The 21,739-nt window shown below is 60.6% G+C and carries 14 protein-coding genes; 12 read left to right on the top strand and 2 right to left on the bottom strand.

Annotated elements, in window-relative coordinates:
- Positions 1–108: 108 nt before the first annotated feature.
- The 5 genes from AC0L2V_RS00605 (at position 109) to AC0L2V_RS00585 (ending at position 6,768) form a co-directional block, all read left to right on the top strand.
- Entirely contained in the window at positions 109–2,004 is a 1,896-nt protein-coding gene (locus AC0L2V_RS00605) for an ABC transporter ATP-binding protein (RefSeq protein WP_473508184.1), read from the top strand.
- Positions 2,001–3,899, top strand: a complete 1,899-nt coding sequence (locus AC0L2V_RS00600; RefSeq protein WP_473508183.1) for an ABC transporter substrate-binding protein — start codon at positions 2,001–2,003, stop codon at positions 3,897–3,899. The genes AC0L2V_RS00605 and AC0L2V_RS00600 overlap by 4 nt, the downstream gene beginning before the upstream one ends.
- A 2-nt stretch (positions 3,900–3,901) precedes the next feature.
- On the top strand, positions 3,902–4,900 hold the full coding sequence (locus tag AC0L2V_RS00595; RefSeq protein ID WP_023797971.1) for an ABC transporter permease: 999 nt from the start codon (positions 3,902–3,904) through the stop codon (positions 4,898–4,900).
- Complete coding sequence (locus AC0L2V_RS00590) at positions 4,897–6,078, top strand: ABC transporter permease (protein ID WP_091594734.1); 1,182 nt, start codon at positions 4,897–4,899, stop codon at positions 6,076–6,078. Before AC0L2V_RS00595 ends, AC0L2V_RS00590 begins: the two co-directional genes overlap by 4 nt.
- A 210-nt stretch (positions 6,079–6,288) precedes the next feature.
- Positions 6,289–6,768: a class I SAM-dependent methyltransferase gene (locus AC0L2V_RS00585; RefSeq protein WP_473508182.1), complete on the top strand. Its 480-nt coding sequence runs from the start codon at positions 6,289–6,291 to the stop codon at positions 6,766–6,768.
- Between the two features lie 36 nt (positions 6,769–6,804).
- Here AC0L2V_RS00585 and AC0L2V_RS00580 read toward each other — a convergent pair whose 3' ends face one another.
- Complete coding sequence (locus AC0L2V_RS00580; protein ID WP_473508181.1) at positions 6,805–8,220, bottom strand: DUF5939 domain-containing protein; 1,416 nt, start codon at positions 8,218–8,220, stop codon at positions 6,805–6,807.
- A 191-nt stretch (positions 8,221–8,411) separates the two neighbouring features.
- On the opposite strand from AC0L2V_RS00580, the gene AC0L2V_RS00575 reads away from it, so the two are divergent.
- The 5 genes from AC0L2V_RS00575 to AC0L2V_RS00555 all read left to right on the top strand — a co-directional run bounded on the left by AC0L2V_RS00575 (position 8,412) and on the right by AC0L2V_RS00555 (position 15,566).
- Entirely contained in the window at positions 8,412–9,236 is an 825-nt protein-coding gene (locus tag AC0L2V_RS00575) for a hypothetical protein (RefSeq protein ID WP_473508180.1), read from the top strand.
- Positions 9,237–9,310: 74 nt separating this feature from the next.
- Complete coding sequence (locus tag AC0L2V_RS00570; protein ID WP_473508179.1) at positions 9,311–9,835, top strand: GNAT family N-acetyltransferase; 525 nt, start codon at positions 9,311–9,313, stop codon at positions 9,833–9,835.
- 58 nt (positions 9,836–9,893) lie between these two features.
- Positions 9,894–11,279 (top strand): hypothetical protein, encoded by a 1,386-nt coding sequence (locus AC0L2V_RS00565; protein ID WP_473508178.1) that lies wholly within the window; start codon positions 9,894–9,896, stop codon positions 11,277–11,279.
- A gap of 287 nt (positions 11,280–11,566) precedes the next feature.
- The gene (locus tag AC0L2V_RS00560; protein ID WP_473519389.1) at positions 11,567–14,866 is read left to right on the top strand and encodes an ATP-binding protein; all 3,300 of its coding nucleotides are present in this window, start codon (positions 11,567–11,569) and stop codon (positions 14,864–14,866) included.
- A gap of 19 nt (positions 14,867–14,885) precedes the next feature.
- A complete protein-coding gene (locus tag AC0L2V_RS00555) occupies positions 14,886–15,566 on the top strand; it encodes a peroxiredoxin-like family protein (protein ID WP_091594747.1) in 681 nt (226 codons plus the stop codon).
- Between the two features lie 38 nt (positions 15,567–15,604).
- Here the strand turns inward: AC0L2V_RS00555 and AC0L2V_RS00550 are convergent, their stop codons facing one another.
- Positions 15,605–18,571: a trifunctional glycosyltransferase/class I SAM-dependent methyltransferase/polysaccharide deacetylase gene (locus AC0L2V_RS00550; RefSeq protein WP_473508176.1), complete on the bottom strand. Its 2,967-nt coding sequence runs from the start codon at positions 18,569–18,571 to the stop codon at positions 15,605–15,607.
- 915 nt (positions 18,572–19,486) lie between these two features.
- Between AC0L2V_RS00550 and AC0L2V_RS00545 the strand changes: the two genes are divergently transcribed.
- Both AC0L2V_RS00545 and AC0L2V_RS00540 read left to right on the top strand, forming a co-directional pair.
- Positions 19,487–20,152 (top strand): hypothetical protein, encoded by a 666-nt coding sequence (locus AC0L2V_RS00545; RefSeq protein ID WP_473508174.1) that lies wholly within the window; start codon positions 19,487–19,489, stop codon positions 20,150–20,152.
- 7 nt (positions 20,153–20,159) lie between these two features.
- Positions 20,160–21,739, top strand: a 1,580-nt coding sequence (locus AC0L2V_RS00540; RefSeq protein WP_473519152.1) for a protein kinase family protein, incomplete at its 3' end; no start/stop codon positions are given.

The raw sequence follows: 21,739 nt of genomic DNA, 5'->3' as shown, positions 1-21,739 counted from the left end.
GGAACTGGCGACCGATTTCGAATCCAAGTTGCTCTGCGCTGCCAATGCGTTAGTCTCGCTTTCTGGGCCCGCCGCCCGGCGGGCTGCCAGAGTGGGGCTGGTGTGAGAATGAATTCGGGTGTTGATCTGCTGCGGATCGAGGATGTTGGCATCTCTTTTGCCATTATCGGCGGACCGTTGCATGCCGTCAGACGTGCAAATCTTCGCGTCTTGCCCGGCAAGGTCACTGCGCTTGTAGGCGAGTCCGGTTCCGGAAAATCGGTTCTCAGCCAGGCAGTGATGGGCATTTTGCCAAACACAGCCCATGTTCGCGGCCGTATCCTGTTTTCCGATCCTGAAAAGCCCGGCACGACGCAGGATATCCTGCAGATGCCGCGTGACGGACCCGAAATCCGGGCGTTGAGAGGCAGCCGCATCGGCAAGATCTTTCAGGAGCCGATGACATCACTGTCGCCGCTGCACACGGTCGGCAATCAGGTCAGCGAATCCCTGCAGATTCATACGCCCATGGCTCGGGTGGAGCGCAAGGCGCGGGCCGTGGAAATGCTCGACCTTGTCGGCTTTCCCAACCCCAAGCGCGCCTATGACATGTATCCCTTTGAACTTTCGGGAGGATTGCGTCAACGCGCCATGATCGCCATGGCGCTTATCTGCCGGCCCGCCCTGTTGATCGCCGACGAGCCGACAACGGCGTTGGACGTCACCATCCAGGCGCAAATCCTGCAATTGCTGCGCGGGCTTCAGGCCAAGCTGAACATGGCGATGCTGCTGATCACGCACGACCTTGGCGTGGTCGCCAATGTCGCCGACGAGGTGGTGGTCATGTACCATGGCGAGATCATGGAAGCGGGACCTGTCGAGGCGATATTCCGCCGGCCAGGCCACCCTTACCTGAAGGGCCTGATGGCAGCCGTTCCTCATTTCGACCTGAAGCCTGGCGAAAGGCTAAAGGCGCTCCGCGAGGTGCCGGTGAATGTCGGGAACCTGCTCGGCAAGCAGACGGCGCCGGCATCGAAGGGGCCGGACGACATCCTGCTGTCGGTCAGGGATCTGACAAAGACCTTCACCATCCGCAAGTCCGGATGGTTCGGCGGAGATCATCAAACCTCTGTTCGCGCCGTCGACGGTGTGAGCTTCGATATCAGGCGGGGTGAGTGTCTGGGTCTTGTCGGCGAAAGCGGCTCCGGCAAAACCACCGTCAGCAAGATCCTCATGCGGGCTGTCACACCAAGCGGCGGCTCTGTGATCTTCAACGGCAGCGATGGTCCAATCGACGTCCTGGAAGCCGAGGGAGACGCCCTGCGCATGCTGCGCGCGAAAATCCAGATGGTCTTCCAGGACCCGGTTTCGTCGCTTTCACCTCGCATGACGGTGGAGAACATCTTGAGCGAGCCGCTGGAAATCCATCAACGTGGCAATGCCGCGTCCCGACTCGTCACGGTCAAGAGCCTGATGCAGGCAATCGGGCTCGATCCGCGCTTCATAAAGCGTTATCCGCACAGTTTCTCCGGCGGGCAGCGTCAGCGTATCGGCATCGCGCGCGCGTTGGCGCTGGGGCCTGAACTCCTGATCTGCGACGAGCCGGTTTCGGCACTCGATGTCTCTGTCCAGGCGCAGATCCTGAACCTTCTGAAGGACCTGCAGAAGGAACTGGGCCTGACCTACCTGTTCATATCCCACAACCTGGCGGTGGTGGACTACATGGCAGACCGCATCGCGGTGATGTGCGGCGGCCGTATCGTCGAGCTCGCGCCGCGCGAAATTCTGCTTAGGAAACCGGTCCACCCCTACACGCGCTCACTGGTCGCCGCAGTACCTTTCCCCGATCTCGACAGGCCGATGGACTTCAAAACGCTGAAGCTCGACGGCGCTTCCGACACCAGCGCATGGGGACCGCAATTCCGCGACGGGAGCGACAAGGATATGCTGTCGCCGCTCGACCTTGGCGGCGGCCACCTCGTGCTGGCCCGGCGTACGGCCGATGTCAGCGAGTTACGCCATTGATCAGCCGGCGCACCGCCCTTGGACTTATGGCTTCGGCATTTCTGCCGGGCACGTCGCGCGCCGGCGATCTGGAGCCGGAATTTCTTCAGCCGCAGCTGAAGGCCAAGGCGCTGCCGGCACTCGCCGAACGCTTGCCCAAGAGCCCGCGCGCGTTGAACCTCGCCGCGATGGGCCGGCAGCCCGGCCAGTATGGCGGCACGCTGCGCACGATCATCGGCAGCCAGAAAGATATCCGGATGATGACGATCTACGGGTATGCTCGCCTGGTCGGCTATGACGAAAAGCTCAACTTGCAAGCCGACATTCTCGAAAGTTTCGACGTAGCGGATGATCGCGTCTTCACTTTCAAGATTCGGGAAGGCCATAAATGGTCTGACGGTAGCCTGCTGACGCCGGAGGATTTTCGCTATTGCTGGGAAGATGTCTGGCTGAACGATGAGCTTTCGCAAGGCGGGCTTGCCCCTGCCCTGCTGGCGAACGCCAAGCCGCCACGCTTCGAGATCGTCGATCCGTCGACGGTCCGCTATAGTTGGGATGCGCCCAATCCCGACTTCCTGCCCAAGCTTGCTGCTGCTTCGCCGCTATCGCTGGTTCTGCCGGCCACCTATCTCAAGCAGTTCCACAAGAAATACCAGGATCCATTTCGGCTCGCCGGCCTGATGAAGGAGAACCGGGCCAAGAAATGGACGCTCCTGCATATCCGCATGTCGCGGCAGTATCGCCCGGAGAACCCGGAACTGCCGACGCTCGATCCATGGCGGAACCGGACCAAGCCCCCGGCCGAGCAATTCGTCTTCGAGCGCAACCCGTTCTTTCATCGAGTAGACGAGAATGGCCGGCAAATGCCCTATGTTGACCGGATTGTCATGAATGTCAGCTCGCCGGCGATCATTTCCGCCAAGACCGGTGCGGGCGAGAGCGACCTGCAAAGCATGGGAATTGACTTCACCGACTACTCCTTCCTGAAGGATGCGGAGAAGCGCTACCCGGTGAAGATGCATCTCTGGAAACGCACACAGGGTTCGCGGCTGGCGCTGCTGCCCAATCTGAATTGTGCCGACCAGGTGTGGCGTGGCCTTCTTCGTGACGTTCGCGTGCGCCGCGCCCTTTCGCTCGCTGTGGATAGGCGCGAGATCAATTTGGCCGTGTTCTACGGACTGGGGCAGGAAAGTGCCGATACGGTCCTGCCGGAGAGCCCGCTCTACCGGCCGGAATTCGCGAAAGCCTGGGTCGCCCATGATCCCGACCAGGCCAATGCCCTGCTCGACGAGGCCGGGCTTCAGACGCGTGACGATGAAGGCATGCGGATACTTCCCGATGGACGCCCTGCGCAGATCATAGTGGAAACGGCCGGCGAAAGCACGCTGGAAACCGACGCGCTCGAACTCATCACCGATCACTGGCGCAAGATCGGGATCGCCCTGTTCATCCGGACTTCGCAGCGCGATATCTTCCGCAGCCGCGCGCTTGGCGGCCAGATCATGATGTCGATGTGGTCGGGAATCGACAATGGCGTGCCGACCGCCGACATGAACCCGTACCAGTTGGCCCCAACTATGGACGACCAGCTGCAATGGCCGCTCTGGGGTGCTCACCACTTGTCTCATGGCAAGGTCGGTGAGGCGCCCGATCTTCCGCCTGTGGTCGAGCTGATGGCTTTGCTCAAGCGCTGGAAGGCATCGACCGAAGCCACGGAGCGTGCCGAAATCTGGAATTCAATGCTGTCGATCTACACCGATCAGGTGTTTTCGATCGGCACCGTGAACGGAACGCATCAGCCGGTTCTGGTGTCCTCGCGGCTGCGCAATCTGCCTGACAAGGCGCTCTACGGCTACGACCCGACCGCCTATTTCGGCGTCTACATGCCGGATACATTCTGGCTTGGAGAGTCCTGAGCGTGCTTCGATATTTTGTCTGGCGCATTGCCGTGATGGTTCCAACGCTGCTGGTCATATCGGCACTGGTGTTCACGATCATCGAACTTCCCCCTGGCGACTATTTCGACAGCTATGTTGCCGAGCTTCGGGCTCAGGGCGAAGCGGTGGATTCCGATCGCATCGAGATGATGCGCAAGGACTATGGTTTCGACCAGCCACCGGTCATTCGCTACTTCTACTGGGTCGGCGGGATGCTGCGCGGCGATTTTGGCTATTCCTTCGAATATGAGCTGCCGGTCCGCGACGTCGTCGGGGACCGAATGTGGCTGACCGTGCTGGTTTCCTTCGTCACGATCATCTTTACCTGGCTCATCGCCTTTCCGATCGGCATGTACTCCGCCACGCATCAATACAGCTGGGGCGACTACGGCCTGACTCTCTTCGGCCTTCTCGGCCTTGCCATTCCGAACTTCATGCTGGCGCTGATCCTGATGTATTTCGCCAACATCTGGTTCGGCACATCCATCGGCCATCTCATGGACCAGCAATATCTCGGCGAGCCGATGAGCTGGGCCAAGGCGAAGTCGATCCTCGCCCATCTCTGGATTCCGGTCTTGATCATCGGCACCGGGGGCACGGCAAGCATGATCCGGCGGCTGCGCGCCAATCTCCTCGACGAGCTACACAAGCAATATGTCGTGACCGCGCGCGCCAAGGGACTTCATCCGTTCAAGGCGCTGGTCAAATATCCGCTGCGCATGGCGCTCAATTTCTTCATTTCCGACATCGGCTCTATCCTACCGGCCATCATCTCCGGCGCCGAAATCACGGCGATCGTGCTGTCTTTGGAAACTACCGGGCCGATGCTGATCAAGGCGCTGCAAAGCCAGGACATGTACCTGGCAGGGTCGTTCCTCATGTTCCTCGCCTTCCTGACGGTCATCGGTGTCCTGATTTCCGACCTGGCGCTGGCGCTGCTTGATCCAAGAATTCGTTTGCAGGGCGGTAGCACCAAATGAGCACGCATTCGCCGCTGCCCGCTCCGGGTGCTCCGCTGCAACACTACGTTTCCACCGCGCCCTTTGACCTGGAGTCGGTCGAGGCGATGACGCCGGAGCAGTCGAAGGTCTTTCAGGCGTCGCAGTTGCGGCTGATGTGGTGGAAATTCCGGGAGCACCGGCTTGCCGTTATTTCAGGCATATTCCTGGCAGCACTTTATTTCGGAATACTGATCTGCGAGTTCCTGGCCCCCTACAATCTGCACACGCGCAACATGGACTACATCTATTCGCCGCCGCAGCGGGTGCACCTGTTCCACAACGGCCAGTTCGTCGGGCCGTTCGTTTATGGCCGCCAGATGACGCTGGATATGGACACGCTCAAGCGGAACTACATCGAGAATCAAGATGATGTTCAGCGGATCCGTTTCTTCTGCAAGGGCGACAGTTATCGGTTCTGGGGCCTGATCGAAGGTGACAGGCATTTTGTCTGCCCTGCCGAAAACGGCCAGCTCTTTCTGGCCGGCACTGACAGGCTGGGGCGCGACGTGCTCTCGCGCATCATCTATGGCGCACGCATTTCACTGACAATCGGCCTCGTCGGCATCAGTTTCAGCTTCCTGCTCGGCATCGTCATCGGCGGACTGGCCGGCTATCACGGCGGTATATTCGACCTGATCGTTCAACGGATAATCGAAGTTCTGCAGTCAATCCCCAGCATCCCGCTATGGCTGGCTCTGGCTGCGATCATGCCGATAACCTGGAGTCCGATCCTGATCTATTTCGGCATCACCGTCATCCTCGGGCTGCTCGACTGGACCGGACTGGCGCGGGCCGTGCGTTCCAAGCTTCTAGCCTTGCGCGAGGAGGATTACGTTCTGGCCGCGCAATTGATGGGCGCCAGAAGCAGCCGCATCATCGGGCGGCATCTCATTCCCGGCTTCATGTCGCATCTGATCGCGACGGCCACGATCTCCATACCCGGCATGATCCTGGGCGAGACGGCGCTGAGCTTCCTCGGGCTCGGCCTGAGGGCGCCGATAACCAGCTGGGGCATCCTGCTCACCGAGGCGCGCAGCGTCAGCGTCATCGCGTTCTATCCATGGCTGCTTTTGCCGATGCTCCCCGTCATTCTCGTCATCCTGGCGTTCAACTTCCTCGGCGACGGCCTGCGGGACGCCGCAGATCCCTACAAGTGAGATCGCTATTCCGCCGCGCGCCGGCCGCCGACTCCACCCGGTATGATCCTGTCGGCAGCCTGTTCGGTTATTGCAGCGTTCATCGTTCGCCTCTATAGGTGCCGAGACGCAATCGGGGTTTAACACGTCGCCCTCGGGTTTCACCTGTGAACCGTTCTGGTCGCGGGCATTGCCCATCCGTTGGGCTGGTTTCAGGACACACAAACGCATATGACTCGCCTTGAGAATTTCATCAGCAGGATGACCGCACAGCGCGACATTCTCGATCAAGTTTGCCCCGAGGTGGCGAAGATGGAAGGGCTGGTGCTCGAGTTCGGCCTCGGCAACGGCCGGACGTTCCACCATCTGCGCGAGCGCCTGCCCGGACGCCGGATCGTGGTGTTCGACCGCGAACTTAGCGCACACGCCAGCTCAATTCCCAACGCTGAAGACTTCGTGCTCGGCGAAATACGCGAGACGGCGAAGAGGTTCATTGGCATCGACGCGGCTCTTGTTCATGCTGACATCGGCACCGGCTATGACGATCGCGATGCAGTGACCTCTACCTGGCTCCCCGATCTGATCGCGCGCCTGCTTCGCGTCGGCGGCTTCGCGGTCAGCGGCACGCCCCTCGAGCACCCGCTGTTGCAACGCCTCCAGCCGCCGCCTTCGGTGCCCGCCGATCGTTATTTTGTCTGCAGGCGCGTGTGAGGGGCCGAGACGACCCAAATCTTCGGGGCCAAATCTTCAGGGGATCATATATACTGCTATCTCCCGCTCAATGCCGCGCAGCGAGACGTCGTGGGGCACGGGCGTCAGCGCGTTCCTGTGCAACAGATCGGCGGTGAGATTGTCGCCGACTACGGCACGAGTGGCGAAGATCGCCTGTGCATTGGCAAGGTTCTGGACCCGCGAAGCAATGTTGACCGTCTGGCCGAAATAGTCCTGTCGCTCGTTCATGGACACGGCGATGCACGGGCCGGCATGGACTCCGATCTTGAGCAGCAGATCCTCGCGCCCGCTCTTGTCGTTGAGCTCACGCATGGCATCGCGCATCCTGAGGGCCGCAGCAATCGCACGATCAGGCGTCGCGAAGGTCGCCATCACCGCATCACCGATCGTCTTGACCACCGCGCCTGCCTCCGCCGCAACGATCTCGTGCAGAACCTGGAAATGCACGCGCACGAGATCGAAGGCCGAAAGATCGCCCACCCGCTCGTAAAGCTCGGTCGATCCGCGCAGGTCGGTGAACAGGAAGGTCAGGCTGGTGATTTTCAGGCGCTGGTCGATGTCGAGCGTATCCGTGCGATAGAGATCGCGGAACGTCTGGTTGGTGAGCAGGCGCTTGGCGGTCAGGAAGGGCCGGCGTTTACCCAGGAGACCATGCAATTCCTGGCCGGCGATGAAGACCGTCGGCAGCACGCGTGTGTCGGTCCTGTTCTCCAGCGAAATGCGCAACGGGCCGGGTTGCATCTCCAGCGTCTGGTTCTGGACATGGTCGCGGTCGAAGACCAAAGAGAGGCTTCGGCGCTCTTTTGTTGGTTCGCCCTTCACGTCGATGAACTGTGCTGAATGGGTGACCGGCTCGAAGACGATGACGAATTCAGACGGAAGCTGTATGGGCAGAACCGCCTTTTCGCCGGGGGCAAGCTCGATATCCTCCAGCGAGAACGCTTCGATCTTTTTCGCGAAATCCTCTTCCGGCAGATCGACGCCGGACGCCCAGTAGATCTGGCGGTAATATTCCAGCAAGGGCAGTTCGTGTGGATTGTGGGCGGCAATCCTGCGCACGCGGGGACTGACGGTGAATGTCACCTCGACCATCTCGTCGAGGGTCGGCGAATAGCCCTCGGAGCACAGCGCGCAGGTGTATTCGTCCTTCTGCAGGGTTTTCAGCGTGGCGTTTGTGTCGAGCACGCCGCCACAGCCGGGGCATAGAACATTCCAGGAAATGTCGAAGATGCCTACCCGTGCCGCATGGAGAAAGGCGCTTATGGCGCGTTCCTCGTCGAGGCCATGCTTGCTGGCGAAGGCTGGCGCATTGATGCGGCAAAGTTCGCGGTCCTTGCCCTCCGCGATGGTTCGCTTGATCGCGTCGATTGCCTGCGGATCGACACCGGTCGATTGCCGCAGAAGCGAGAACAGATCCTGAGCTTCGTTCATCGTGCAGGCTCCGGAAAATGCGCCCCCGGAGGCGTCTTTGGTCCCAGTACTCCATCTTACTTCGAAACGCATCCTACGGCCAATCGAATAGATGGGCATGGTGACAGTTCAATTTCCATTCGGCGGATTTTCACCGGCCGCAAGCGGCACTATGATGGTCCATGGGGCATTCATCTTGGGGACTTTCTCCCATGCCGACATCCAACAACCCGCCATTTCCCGCGGCCCTGCGCCTATTCTCTGTGGTGGTCATCATCGTGCTGATCGTAGGCGCCGGCCTGTTTTTCGCGCCTGTGCTGGTCAAGCCGCGCTGGCCTTGGGCCGTCACGCCGTTCAATGCCCGCTTCCTCGGCGGCTTCTACACCGCCGAAATAGTCGTGATGGCGGCGCTGCTGGTCTGGAATCGCTGGTCGCCCGGCAGGCTCGTGCTCGTCATGGCCTTCATCTTCACCGTCATCGTGTCGCTGGCTTCGTTCATCAATCTCGGCTATTTCAACTTCGAGCGCAAAGCGCCCTGGCTCTGGTTTTTGGTCTATCTCGCTTCGGTCGCGGTATCCGGGCTGTTCCTGTGGAGGGCCAAGGCCCGTCCTTCTGCAAAAGGCGTGACCTTAAATCCGGCATGGCGCGGCTACATGCCGGTGGAATCGGCGATCCTTGGGCTCTATGGCCTAGGCCTGTTGCTGTTTCCCCTGACATTCGGCAGCCTCTGGCCATGGCCGATCGATGCCTTCCATGCTCAGGTCTACAGCGCCATCTTCCTGGCCGGTGCGGGCGGTGTATATCTCGTCTGGAGAAGCGCGCCGCGCGAGGAACTGCTGGTGCTCGGCCTGGCGCAGTTTCTCACTGGCCTGCTTGCCATCCTTGGCCTCGTTATCACCGACGCTGCGGTGCACCGGATTGACTGGACAGCGACCAGGACATTGTGCTGGCTCGGCCTTCTCGGCTGGATCGGCATCAGCGGCGTCTTCAAATTCTACGCCGCCTCTCGGTATTTTAGCTCGCAATCGGCGTCATAGGTTGAAGAGACCGCTGGATTTTCAGGTGACGTCCGGTGCATCGTGGCGGGCCGATTGCCTTCGCCGGGAAAGCCATGACCACCACGACCTCGCCCTCCTCGGAGAAAATCCAGCCGCAGCTCCGGTCCGTCCGGCTAAGCGATGCGGATGCGCTTTGCGCTATCTTCAACATGCCGGGCTTCCGCTGGGGCACGCTCAGGATGCCCTTCGAGATGGTGGAGCAGGTGGAGCGGCGCATCGCCAAGTCCGGCCAGGAAACCACCTGGATCGTCGCCGAGCTGGACGGCAAGGTCGTCGGCCATGGCAGCCTGGTCGTGCAGGGTTCGCCGCGCCGTTCACATATCGGCGAGATCAATATCGGCGTTGACGATGCCTTTGTCGGCAAGGGTATCGGCTCTGCCATACTCGGCGCGCTGCTTGACGTGGCCGACAACTGGCGCGCCCTGAAGCGGGTCGAATTGACCGTCTTTGCCGACAACGAACCGGCCGTCCGTCTCTACACAAGCCACGGCTTCGAGGTCGAAGGCCGGCATGTGAAGGCCGGGTTTACCGACGGGCAGTACCACGACCTCCTGAGCATGGCCCGGCTGCGGTTCTGATATCCGCTATTGTCTGGTCTCCCTTGGCGTTTGCACGGCAAGCGGCTAGACGGGACCAATGACCGCCGTCTTTGACCCATCCCCTACGCCTCCGGCGGAAATTCTGGCAGTGCTGTCGCTGCTCTGCCCGGAAGTCGTGCGCGACATCGAGCAGAACTGGAATGCACCGGTTTCCGACTACGCCCGCCATCTGTGGCGGCCGGTGGCAAGGCCTGCATCGGGCCCGGCGATCGCTGCCCGCTCGATCCTGCGCGAAGTCCTGCATCAGCGCCTTGGTGTGATCATGCAGCCTGAAGAGATCGGCAAGGTCCTCGACGAGTTCGAGTCCAGACCGGTGATTCAGTCCGGCCTGCACTGCCTGCTTCTGATGGACCGGATCACCTTCGATGCCCTCCTGCTTGCCTGGCTCGGCGCGGTCGAAAACGGGCTGTCGGCCTTCTTCAGCTTCATGGGAACGACGATGACCATGGAGACAATTGGCCGGGAGGGGCCGGGATGGCTCGATGTCGGTGACGACAAGGTCAACCTGTTTGGCATGGGGCGCCACAAACTGTGCCGCAAAAGCGCCTGCGTGGCCGGTCCCGTCACCCTCAACAAGCGCGCGCTCGAAGCGGTGGGCGACGAAACGGATGCCAGCCGCTGGCTGGGCACACTGCTTGCCAGCCAGGACAAGGTGTTTGGAACCGCCGCCGATGCGCTGACAGCCCTCAACGAGGATCTGGTCGCCGATTGGGATCGTTCCGGCATGGCCCAGCCGGTTTTCATCGATGATCGGCTCGCCGCGGCTGCCATGGCGCGGCATCTGGAAAATGACGGCAGCCTTGTTTCCAGGCTGCTCCTTGAGCCCGCAAGGCGCCAGCGTCTCGAACGTGCCTTGCAAGCAGCCGCATCGAGCCCATTTGGCAGGTTCCTGCCCAATGCCACGGCCTATTTCTGGGGTATCCGCGAGGAGCGCGTGCGCAAGCTCGTCCTCGATAACGGGCACCTGATCGAGCCTGGCAGGCCGCATGGTCTTTCCATCCCGTTCGAGCGACCGCATCTCAGGCAGGCGCTGCTGGACGGCATGCTGCTGCCGAACTTGTTCCTGATGTTCCTGGTCCTTGCCATATTGCCGCGCGTGCGGGTTGTAGGCGGCCTGAGACAGATTGGTTATGTAGCGCTTTTCCACTCGATCCTGCTGGCTGCGCTAGATGAAAACGCGCCGGAAGAGCGCGATCTGGCTGCGGAGTTGCAGGTTCGGGAAAATGCCTGGGGCATGCGGGTCATCGACGAAAAGATCTCGGTCCGCGAGCAGCTTGCCGGCCTGCCGAAAGGGGCGGTCTTCCCGGACCTGCTCCGGCAATACCGTTTGCGGACGTTTGCCGAGGCGACCGACGACCTGAAGCTGGTTCGCGAAAACGCCCGATGGCGCAAGATCGGCCAGGCAGAGATCAAGGCGAACTGAGCCTACTTCAGGTTGATTTTCTGGTGCGCAACCGCAAGCGACGGCGATCTATCGGTGAGCCTCTGGCGTCTGATCCGGCCGCTTCCTTGACGCTGATGCATTTCGGGATTTCGACGACGGCTTCCGCCTCGATCGGCAGCGCTATGCCACCGGACCCACACGGATCGCTCGATGCCCATTTGCGCTGCCGCTTGCTGGTCGACGGCTATCGGTTCATTCTTGTGAACCTTGGCCGTGAAGTGCGTAGCGAGATCACGCCGTCACGGCCCCTAGTGAGGTCTTGTTCGATGGACTGCTCGGGCTGCGGTTTCGAGGTTGAGGGCGGTTACGCTTTCTGTCCGAGGTGTGGCAGGCGCCAGCCAGTGCCATGCGCCAGTTGCGGCTACCGCTGCGCACCTGATTTCGAGTTCTGTCCGAAATGTGGGGCAAGCGTCGGGGCGCCCGCAAAAGCCGTCGAACGGCCTGCTCCGACGCCAAGCCGGACCATTGTGCAGCCTTCTCGAACTCCGTCGCTGCTTCCGAACATCGAAAGCGAAGATGGGCTGTATCCCGTCTCTGACGCCGATCGCCGGACGGTAACGGTCCTGTTCGCCGACCTTTGCGGCTTCACGACACTCAGCGAGCAGCTCGACCCCGAGGTCATGCAAGCGCTGCAGAACGAACTGTTCAAGGAATTGACGGCGGCCGTGCGAAACTTTGGCGGTTTCGTCGACAAATTCATCGGCGATGCACTGCTCGCTTTGTTCGGTGCGCCGGTCGCGCATGAGGACGATCCGGAACGTGCGCTTCGCGCCGCTCTCGACATGATCGCCCGGACGGCGCGGCTCGGCGAAGGCACCCCCCACTCCGGCTCGCCTCTGTCACTCCATATCGGCATAAACACTGGTCCGGTCGTCACTGGCGGATTTGGCGTCGGCACGGCCAAATCCTATTCGGTGACCGGCGACACAGTGAATACGGCGCAACGCCTGCAATCGCTGGCCGCACCGGGTGAGGTGCTGGTAGGCGAGCTCACTCACAGGCTGACCCGGCATGCCTTCTCTTACGAGTCGCTGGGTGATGTCGTGCTTCGCGGCAAGGCTGGCAGTGTGCTCGTCCATCGGCTGGATGCACCGCTTGCGGCGCCGCGTGCAGCACGTGGGCTCGAGGTGCTCGGCCTCAGTGCGCCGATGATAGGTCGTGGTGCCGAGCTCAATAGAATGCTGGCCAGCCTTGACCAGGCGTGCGGCGGCTCGGCCCAACTTGTCCGCCTCGTCGGAGAAGCCGGTATCGGGAAATCGCGGCTGGTGAAGGAGTTCGTCGCCCGCGTCGGCGACGAGGATCGTTTTCGCAACGTCGCCGTGCGGCTGGCCACGTGCTCACCGCTGGGCGAACAATCATTTGGCGCCTTGGGCGCAGTGGTGCGCAGCGCTGCCGGGATGATGCAGAACGACAATGGGGACGAAATGCGGGGAAAGCTCGCAGGCTTGCTTGCGAATCTCGGCCTGGAGGGCGAGGAGGCGAAGCGGCTGATGCCTTTGCTCTACCATGTGCTCGGCCTTGGCGACCCCGATGCCACCTTGCAGCATGTCGAGCCCGAGCAGCTGCGGCGGCAAATTCTCTACGCAGTCCGCACAATCATCGAACGGCGGCTTGCGTTGTCGCCGCTGTTGATTGTCGTCGAAGACCTGCACTGGGCCGACGCCGTGTCGCTCGAGGCACTACGTTTCGTGATGGACAGGTTGGAACGGACGCGCTTGATGTTGCTGGTCACGCATCGTCCGGCGCCGGACAACGACCAGCTCGGCTCAAGCCGGGTCAGTCACACAGCGCTCAGGCTTTCGCCGCTCAACAATGATGAAGGTCGCAGCCTGCTGGCGGCGCTTTTCGGCGAAAGCTGGGTAAACTCCGCAGGAGGGCTTCTCGACCAGATCCTCGAGCGCGCGGGTGGCAACCCCCTCTTTGTAGAGGAGATCGTCCGCGGCCTTATCGATCGCGGCGTACTGATGCGCGAGGGCCAGCGATGGCGGACTGCGGCAGGCGAAGTCGCAACCGGCATTCCCGCCACTATCCAGGCAATGTTGCTTGCTCGCGTCGATCGGCTGCCCCAAGAGGTGCGCCGGTTGGCCCAGGAAGCCGCGGTCATCGGCCCGCGCTTCGATGCCACAGTTCTGAAAGCCGTGACGTCCGATCCCGGCCGGCTGGAAGCCGGCTGCGAACTGCTTTGCGATGCGGAAATCATCGAGGAAGTTGCCGGATCAGGCTCGGTCTCGTCGCAAAGCTACCGCTTTACGCAAACATTGCTGCAGGATGTGATCTACCAGAACATGCTCCTGCAACGCCGGACCGACATCCACGGGCGGGTCGGTGCTGCCTTGGAGCAATTGTGCGGCGACAAGCCGGAACGGCTCGAGGATTTGACCGTGCTCGGTCATCATTTCGCACAGAGCGCCGAGCGGGAGAGAGGCGCGCATTACCTGCAGGCGGCGGGCGATCGCGCTCGCCTGATATACGCCAACGACGACGCACTTCGTTTCTACGAGCGAGCACTGACTGCGTTGAGCGCGATCGGGCAAACACCGCTCAAACTGGAAATTGCAGAGCGCATTGCCGATTTGAGCGGCCCGATGGGCCGCCGCGAGATCGCGCACCGGCACTACGAAACGGTGTTGCAGGCATACCGCGAGTCAGCCAATCGTGTCGCGTCGGCGCGCGTTTTGCGAAAGATGGGTCGGCTGCTCTGGGACGTCGGCAAGCGGGACAACGCAGAATCCCGCTATGCTGAAGCGGCAGCGCTCCTCGATGGAGCGGATGCCCCGATCGAGCAGGCGCATCTCTGGCAAGAACGTGGCCGACAGGCGTTCCGTAGCGGAGATCACGCTCTCGCGGCAAAATGGGCAGACGCGGCGCTGGATTGCGTACGCTCTCTGACGACGGAGCATGTCTCCGAGGTAGGGTGTGATGCCACCCTTGTGACCGCCGAGGCACTTAATACCAAGGCTGTCGCGCTGGCTCGCCTTGGGCGAAACCGTGAAGCCGTGCGTCAGGTTGAGCGTAGCATTGAATTGGCCGAAGCCGCCGGTCTGCTGGGCGCGGCCTGCCGCGGCTACACCAATCTGGGCGTGCTTTACACGACCATCGATCCGGCACAGGCGATGGAGGTCTGTCGGCGCGGTCTTGAAGTGGCGCGCCATATTGGTGATTTGGGTTTCCAGGCGCGCCTCCTCGCCAATCTGGCGGTCGCTTGTTGTACTTTCACGGATCGCTGTCCAACGGAGGGCGTGCCTGCTGCCGAGAAGGCCATCGAGATCGACCGGGCGCTCGACCAGCGCGAGCACCTGCCGGTGCCGTTGATCGTGCTTGGGCAGATCCACCAGTGCAACGGCCATCCGGAACTAGCGGTTGGCTTGTTCCACGAAGCACTGGACGTAGCCCGCGAAACGGGCGAACCCCAACTGCTGTTTCCGTGCTATGATGGTCTCGCAACGCTCAATCTCGACCTCGACAATCTGGCCGAGGCCGAACGCTACTTTTCCCTGGCGCAGGGTATATGCGCCCAGCACGGGCTCGACCCGGAAGCGCTTGTGGTGCTGCCTTTTCTCGATTAACCGGGGTCGGAGGTTGGAAATGTCCGCGCGTAGCGACTTGGTACCGCTTCAACCGGGCGACCGTGCGCCGAACGTGGTACTCGACGCCATTACCCAGGAAGGCAAGATAGCGCTTGACGACTTTCGCGGACAAAAGCCGGTGCTGGTCGGCCTGTTTCGAGGTCTGCATTGTGCGTTTTGCCGGCGCCATATCGCCGCCCAGGCGCGGCTTGATCCGGAGCTGCGCGAAAAGGGCGTGGAGAGCCTGACGGTGGTCAACACGCCGATCGAACGGGCGCGTCTCTATTTCCGCTACCACCCGATGCCGAATCTGCTTGCGGCCTCCGACCCTGAACGCGCATCACATCGTGCTTTTGGACTGCCCAATCTCGAATTCACCGAAAACGAGACGAACTGGCCGTACAAGGTCTCGATGGCAGCGGCAAAGGATATGCGGGTCGACATACCAGGCGAGTTGCCTGGTCCTATGGATCCTATTGCTGCCAGCGAACTCCTCAACAAGAGGGACCATTACGAACTGACCGAAGCCGACGAGCAGATGATCGCAACCGGACACGGACAACTGGTCGGTCAGTTCCTGCTGGACCGGCAGGGGATCGTCCGCTGGAGCTTCACCGAGATTCCAGAGGGTGGGCGATACATGTTTGGGGCGCCAAACCCGCAGGAGCTGATGTCAGCCGTTTCCCAAGTCGCCCAATAGACTAGCGAACGAGGTAAACGGGCGGGACACTGACAAGTTCACCGCTCTTCGAGCACCGCCTCGACCTTGGCAACAAAGTCATCGAGTGAGCGATCCCCGCGAATTTCGATGCGCGGAAGGTCGATGGGATCGCAATCGAGGTCCGCCGGCCCGTGTCTGCCGCCGAAGCCGATCCGATAGCCGCACTCCTTGGCCAGCCGGCCAAGCCGTCGGTCGGTGACAGAGAAGGGTGCCGCGAACGCCGTGGTTGGCCGACCGGTCCACCGTTCGATGAACATGCGAGAGCGCAGGAGCTCGGCGGCCAAGTCAGAACTCGACAGACCATCGATCGCGCGATGCGTCGCCAGATGGCTTCCGAAGAACGCACCTTCGGCGGCGAGACGTCGCACCGTGCCGGCGTCCATAAGCGGCGTCGGCGGGCCGCTGTCGGCGTCCCACAGTGCACTTTCCCCCACCAGGTCCGTCACCAGGAACACTTCCGCGGTCAGGTCGTTCGCGCGCAAGATCGGCCAGGCATGGTCGGCAAAGTTCTGGAAGCCGTCGTCGAAGGTGATGAGCACTGGGCGGCCGGCGACAGGTTGACGGTTGGCGATGAACCGTTCCAGCTGCTCGGACATGATGGCGTGAAAGCCATTGGCGCGCAGCCATGCCATCTGGCCATGGAATGCGGCGGGCGCGAGCCGAAAACGGGCGAGCGCGGCCGGACCTTCGTCGGCGACGCTGTGATACATGAGGACAGGGATACGCTGCCGACGCTCGCTACGCGCAACGTCGCGGCGCAGGGCCCGCGCCCCGCCCCAGACGATATTTCGCGCGACCCCGATTTCGAGGCGCGCGCGGATTGGCGCATGATCAATCATCGGTTCCGTCGCCGCCTCGTCCGGTGACTGGCGGCGGAAGCGGTCTACGCGATAGAGCTCGGTCTGGATCGATTGATCGAGGACGAGACCTTCGGTCCCTGCCAGCGTCTCTGAGATCGCTTGTGCACCGAATGTGTTCCAGTCGAAGCCGGTCCTTTCAACATTGTCACGTAAGACGAATGCGTGTGCGTTGATGAAACTGCCGCCAGGCGCCAATGCGTCAACGATTTTTTTGGCGAAGCGCCGCAGCTCGGCGAGATCATCCAGATAATAGAGCACTTCCGAACAGACGATCAGGTCCATCTCACCAGGCAGCGTGTCCGCGCAAAAGTCCAATACGCCGAACTCGACATTCGGCTGATCGCTGCATCGCGCGCGCGCTCGCCCGATAGCTACGGCGGAGATGTCGGTTGCGGTCAAATGGCTCACTCGCGGCGCCAGCTGCCGCGTGAAGTGCCCCTCCGCGCAGGCCAGCTCAAGCGCTCGTCCGATCGGGCCGGCAGGCAGAATTTCGAGCTGCCGCTCATATTTTTCCTGCTCATAGGAGGAACCGTAGTTCCAGGGATCCTCGGTCGCGAAATAGCCATTCCAGAACGACGTGCGATCCATGTCGTGCCTGGGCCGTGCGCGGCGCGGCGCCGCAGGAGGCGCCGCAGCTTCGGCGCTCGACCGAACCAGCCTCCGCGCTTCCGCGGCCAACCGCGCGAGTTTGCCAAAGTGGCTGTCCGGATCGGGTCCGCGTTCAGCTGTGGCCGACAATGCCTCGGCTGCGAGCGTGTTTGACGTGTCGGCGCCGGCGGCCTGTTGCGGTACAGGTGATCGTCTCGCAAACCTTGCCGCACTGTCTACAAGCCGCTCAGCGGCCACGACATTCTGGATCAATTCAATCCAATGGCGCCTTGTCACTTTCCCGAGTACGCCGAACTGCACGACAGCCTCGATCTGGCTATCCATCATCAGATAGGCATAAATTTGATCGATTCCTTCCGGAACTTCGATCGAGGTCGGATTTCGAATATCGACGCGAATTCCAAGCGTCCGCGCCAGCCGGCGCGGCGCGGCAAGATCGTCGAAGTCGAGAAGCATTTCCTCAAGGTGATACTGGACGCGGCGACCCGCGACGGGATCGTCCCAGACCTTGCCGAGTTCGGTGATCAACTCGGTGAGGGAGCCGCCGAACCTGTCCCATCTGGCAGCCAATTGCGCTGGCACCGATAGGCTTCCTACCATAAGGCCATCGAAGGCCACCTTGGCGATCTCACGCGCCCACTTACGTCCTGCCGGGAGCGCGCGCAGGAACTGCGGGCTGATCGAGCGGCGGCCGCTGCCGCAATCCGACGCGGCGTTCCACAACGCGAACCACGCGAGTGCTTCGGAAGCGGTGCGGCCGTTCGTTTCGATCGCACCATTGGCGTGAGCCGATGCCGGCTTTTTGACCCTGGGATCAGGAGAAAAGCCGCGGGCGATCACGATTTCCGCATCGGCCAGCATCTGTGTCGAATTGCGGGTGAGCGAGTTGGGACTGGTCCGATAGAAAGCGAGCGGTTCGTCGACCATCACCCAACGTTTGCCTAGACGTGCCAGGCGCTGCCACAGATCCCAGTCCTCGCAGGTGCGCAACGAAACATCGAAGCCGCCCAACTCGACAATTGTCTTCCGGTCGACGAGCAACGCGTGAGTGCGGATGGGGCAACGGCGCGCGAATGTTTCGAAGGGCTGGATCGCAACCTCCGTCGGGATGCTCGACGGGGTGAGTTCGCCATCGGGCATCACGCGCCGGGAACCGCAATAGGCGGTGACCGCATCGGGCGCGGCTTCAAGTGCGGCCAGCATTTTCGCAAGGAAGCCGGCGTCCACCCAATCGTCCGCATCCAGGAACATGAGCCAGCGTCCGCGCGCAGTCGAAATCCCGCTATTGCGCGCGCCGGCGGCGCTATACGCAGAAGCGCTCAACGTCCGAAACCGGGCATCGTGCTCCACATAGCCGGCGATGATCGCGGCGGTGGCGTCCGTGGAGACGTCGTCGACGACGATCGCCTCCCAATCCACTATTTCCTGATCGACAACGCAATCGAGTGCGCGCGGCAGCGTTACCTCCGCGTTGTGCGCAGGAACCACGATTGAAACCAAGGGATTATGCGCCACGCCGTCTTACCCGCGCCTGGTTCGAAGGTAGAACAAGAGTCCCGAAACATAGCCGGCGATTTCCTGCCAAAGGAAACGGTCCTCAGCGACACCGCGTCCAAACAGTCTCCTGCGAACGCTTCCGAGCCGCCGCGACGCCGCCATTTGGCTGCAGAGCGAGCTTGCTCCTGTCGTGCTACCGATGTTGGAAGCCGGGCGCAGCATTCGCATCCGTGCCGCCGAGCTTGGGCGCCAGCTGTCGCAAAGGGACGTCAAGGCCAAGCATGCCGCATAGTCATGTCGTCGGTCCCCGGAGTCGGCGCCATGACCACGAGCTGCGGTCCCTGGCATCGTGCAATAGCTATGGCAACCTGACGTCTTTTGCAATCGGGACGCAATAGATACAAGCCCACTGAAGCGTTGGTGTGAATGACTGCAGTGATTGGGACTATTGCTCCCCGCCTATCGACCGAAACGCCTCGATTCGGAGGTGCATTCTCGAACAGCCGTTCTCCGTGCGAAACAAGACCTTCCTTCTACCGTTGGGCCCGCATCGGAAGCTGATCGTCGCAGTATACAGCCGGGTGCGAGACAGTATGTGCACCGCCAGACCCGCTATTTTAGATACTTCTAATGAATATGCGCTACTTAATTGAGTTCCAAGTAGCTATAGACTGACATTGTATTACTCATTTCTATAGTAGATTGCGTCAAATGGTCGATTAGATTAGCCGGTTATGACTGCTATCACGAAGAGATGTGCGGGCGACGTAACTCGGAACCCGTTCATTTGCCGCTAGTCAAGAGATGTAAAAGGGACCCACGAATTGGCTTAAGGCAAGAAGATTCCGGCTTGCGAGCCGGCTATTTTGCTGACATGTTTGGGCGTTTTTGGGTTTTGCACTGTGGCAGGTGTTCAAATGAAGGGGCATAAGGATGGCTAAGGAATCTTCGAGTACCGCTTCTTCGGCAAGTAAAGCGGACGAAAATTTGATAAACAATCCAGATGGAAACGGGCTGGCCTTCATGGGGGTCCAGGCCCGCGAGAGCGGGGTGCCCGGCGACGCTGTAGGTGTCGACAAGATACGTGATCTGCTGTTCGGCAACCAGATGCAGGACTACGACCGCCGTTTTTCCAAGCTTGAAGAACGGTTCTTGCAGCGCTTCAAGGATGTCGAATCCGAGGCCAAGCGCAATCTTGAAATGTACGAGTCGAATGCAAAGAAGCAGGTCGAATCGCTCGCGGCGCAATTGCGGAACGAAAAAGATGCACGAGCCGAGGCCGACAAGGAGATTGACCGGAATCTTCGCGAGCAAAATCAGGCGCTTGAAAAGCAGGTGCGCGCGTTGTCGGATCAATTGAGCGAGCTTGAGCGCGAAGTGGCGGACCGGATAAATCGAAGCGATCAATTGCTGCGTGAGGAAATCAAGCAAAAGAATGAAAGCATTCAGATGCTGATTGAGAAAATGTTTTCCGATCTCAGCAACGTCAAGACCGACCGAAATCTTTTGGCCGGCCTGTTTGTCGAGGTTGCAAAATGTCTAAATCAGGATCCCGTCGGCAGCAAGCACAACTCGGAACGCAGCTGGAAAGTGAGTTGATCGGAACTTGACGTCGACCGTCGACCCAATCAGCCTTCCTCAAAGAGCAGCTTCGAACGATCCAGAGATTGATCGCGAGGCTCTGGCTAATCTTTTGGTCGAAATTGCCCGGAACGTCGATCCGGACTATCGTGCGCGTCTCGACGGAGTTCCAACCGCCGATCCTCGCATGGAAACGCTGCGCCAGTTGCTGGTCGGCCGCGAAATTTCGGAGCTTTCACGAGTTGCGCACCTGCTCGACGAACCTGAGCAGCTTGCGTCTGCAGTGGGGGGTGTTCTCCCCAGCGCAGCCGCACGTGCGCCTCATGTACAACTCGGCGAGGCCCTTACGCCAGCTGTCGAGAGGGCCGTGCAACGGTCCATCCAGAAGAGCCCGCGTACGCTTACGGATATATTATACCCGGTGTTTCTGCCGGCAATTCGCAAGTCGATCGGGGAAAAGATCGATCAGACCTTTCAGTCGCTGAATGAAACTCTAAGACATATATTTACCTGGCATGGGCTCAAGTGGAGATTTGAAGCTTGGAGAACGGGTGCAAGCTTCTCAGAAGTTGTTCTTAAGCATTCTCTTGTCTATCGTGTAGAGCATGTATTTCTCATCAACCGCAATTCCGGGATTTTGATAGCGCATGTAACAGCCGATAATGCAACGAGCGAAGATCCTCAACTCATTTCTTCGATGCTTAGTGCTATTCAAGATTTTGTGAAAGACTCATTTAACGAGAAAGAACAAAGCGGCCTGGACACTATCCGTTTCGGAGAGCTTCGTCTCTGGTCGGAAGTTGGACCGTTTGCGACCTTGGTCGCGGTGATCCGGGGAAATCCGCCAGAGGAATTACATGAAATCGTTCGCGATGTGTTGTTTCGCATCCATGATGAATACTCCCAGGCTTTAGAGCAGTTTGACGGCGACAGTTCGCAGTTGGCCGGCATAGAGGCGCAGTTGCAATCCTGCGTTGAACTGAAGCAGGAGGACTCAAACCAGGGATTTCCGTGGCTGGTGGTGGCTGCAGTCCTGCTGGTTTTGATTCCAGCAGGCGGTTGGTTCTTTCTTTCCTGGCAATCCGGGCAACGCTGGCAGGCCTATGTGTCGCGGCTGAGTACCCAGCCGGGCATCATCGTTGCCGAACAAAAGGTGCGCGATGGCCAATTCTATATTGCCGGCCTGAGAGACCCGCTTGCCGCCGACCCGCAGGCTTTGCTGTCCGGAACGCAGGTCGATCCCGCCCGCGTTCGTTCGCAGTGGCAATTCTATCAGAGCCTTGAGCCGGAGTTCGTGCTGAAGCGGCTAACGGCGTCGCTAGCTCCGCCGGATTCAGTACGATTTTCGATCGTCAATGATCGCATCGTTGCCGAGGGTGACGCTCCCGACACCTGGATAGATCGGGCACGCGCAGCGGCCCGACAGCTTGAGGCAGGCGGACCGGTATTCGACATCTCCAAGGTTCGTGATGTGAGCCCCGAAGCACGCGCGGCGGAGCACTGGCAGGCCTATGTGTCGCGACTGGGAACCCAGCCGGGCATCATCGTTGCCGAACAAAAGGTGCGCGATGGCCAATTCTATATTGCCGGCCTGAGAGACCCGCT

It is taken from the genome of Mesorhizobium sp. WSM4814 (assembly GCF_055811595.1).
This window is presented reverse-complemented; position numbering and strand designations above follow the sequence as displayed.

Bases quoted from the DNA above. Each gene is read 5' to 3' on its own strand.
- AC0L2V_RS00565 (WP_473508178.1), top strand. From the start codon at position 9,894: ATGACCGCCGTCTTTGACCCATCCCCTACGCCTCCGGCGGAAATTCTG.
- AC0L2V_RS00570 (WP_473508179.1), top strand. From the start codon at position 9,311: ATGACCACCACGACCTCGCCCTCCTCGGAGAAAATCCAGCCGCAGCTC.
- AC0L2V_RS00605 (WP_473508184.1), top strand. From the start codon at position 109: ATGAATTCGGGTGTTGATCTGCTGCGGATCGAGGATGTTGGCATCTCT.
- AC0L2V_RS00555 (WP_091594747.1), top strand. From the start codon at position 14,886: ATGTCCGCGCGTAGCGACTTGGTACCGCTTCAACCGGGCGACCGTGCG.
- AC0L2V_RS00585 (WP_473508182.1), top strand. From the start codon at position 6,289: ATGACTCGCCTTGAGAATTTCATCAGCAGGATGACCGCACAGCGCGAC.
- AC0L2V_RS00575 (WP_473508180.1), top strand. From the start codon at position 8,412: ATGCCGACATCCAACAACCCGCCATTTCCCGCGGCCCTGCGCCTATTC.
- AC0L2V_RS00580 (WP_473508181.1), bottom strand. From the start codon at position 8,220: ATGAACGAAGCTCAGGATCTGTTCTCGCTTCTGCGGCAATCGACCGGT.
- AC0L2V_RS00590 (WP_091594734.1), top strand. From the start codon at position 4,897: ATGAGCACGCATTCGCCGCTGCCCGCTCCGGGTGCTCCGCTGCAACAC.
- AC0L2V_RS00560 (WP_473519389.1), top strand. From the start codon at position 11,567: ATGGACTGCTCGGGCTGCGGTTTCGAGGTTGAGGGCGGTTACGCTTTC.
- AC0L2V_RS00545 (WP_473508174.1), top strand. From the start codon at position 19,487: ATGGCTAAGGAATCTTCGAGTACCGCTTCTTCGGCAAGTAAAGCGGAC.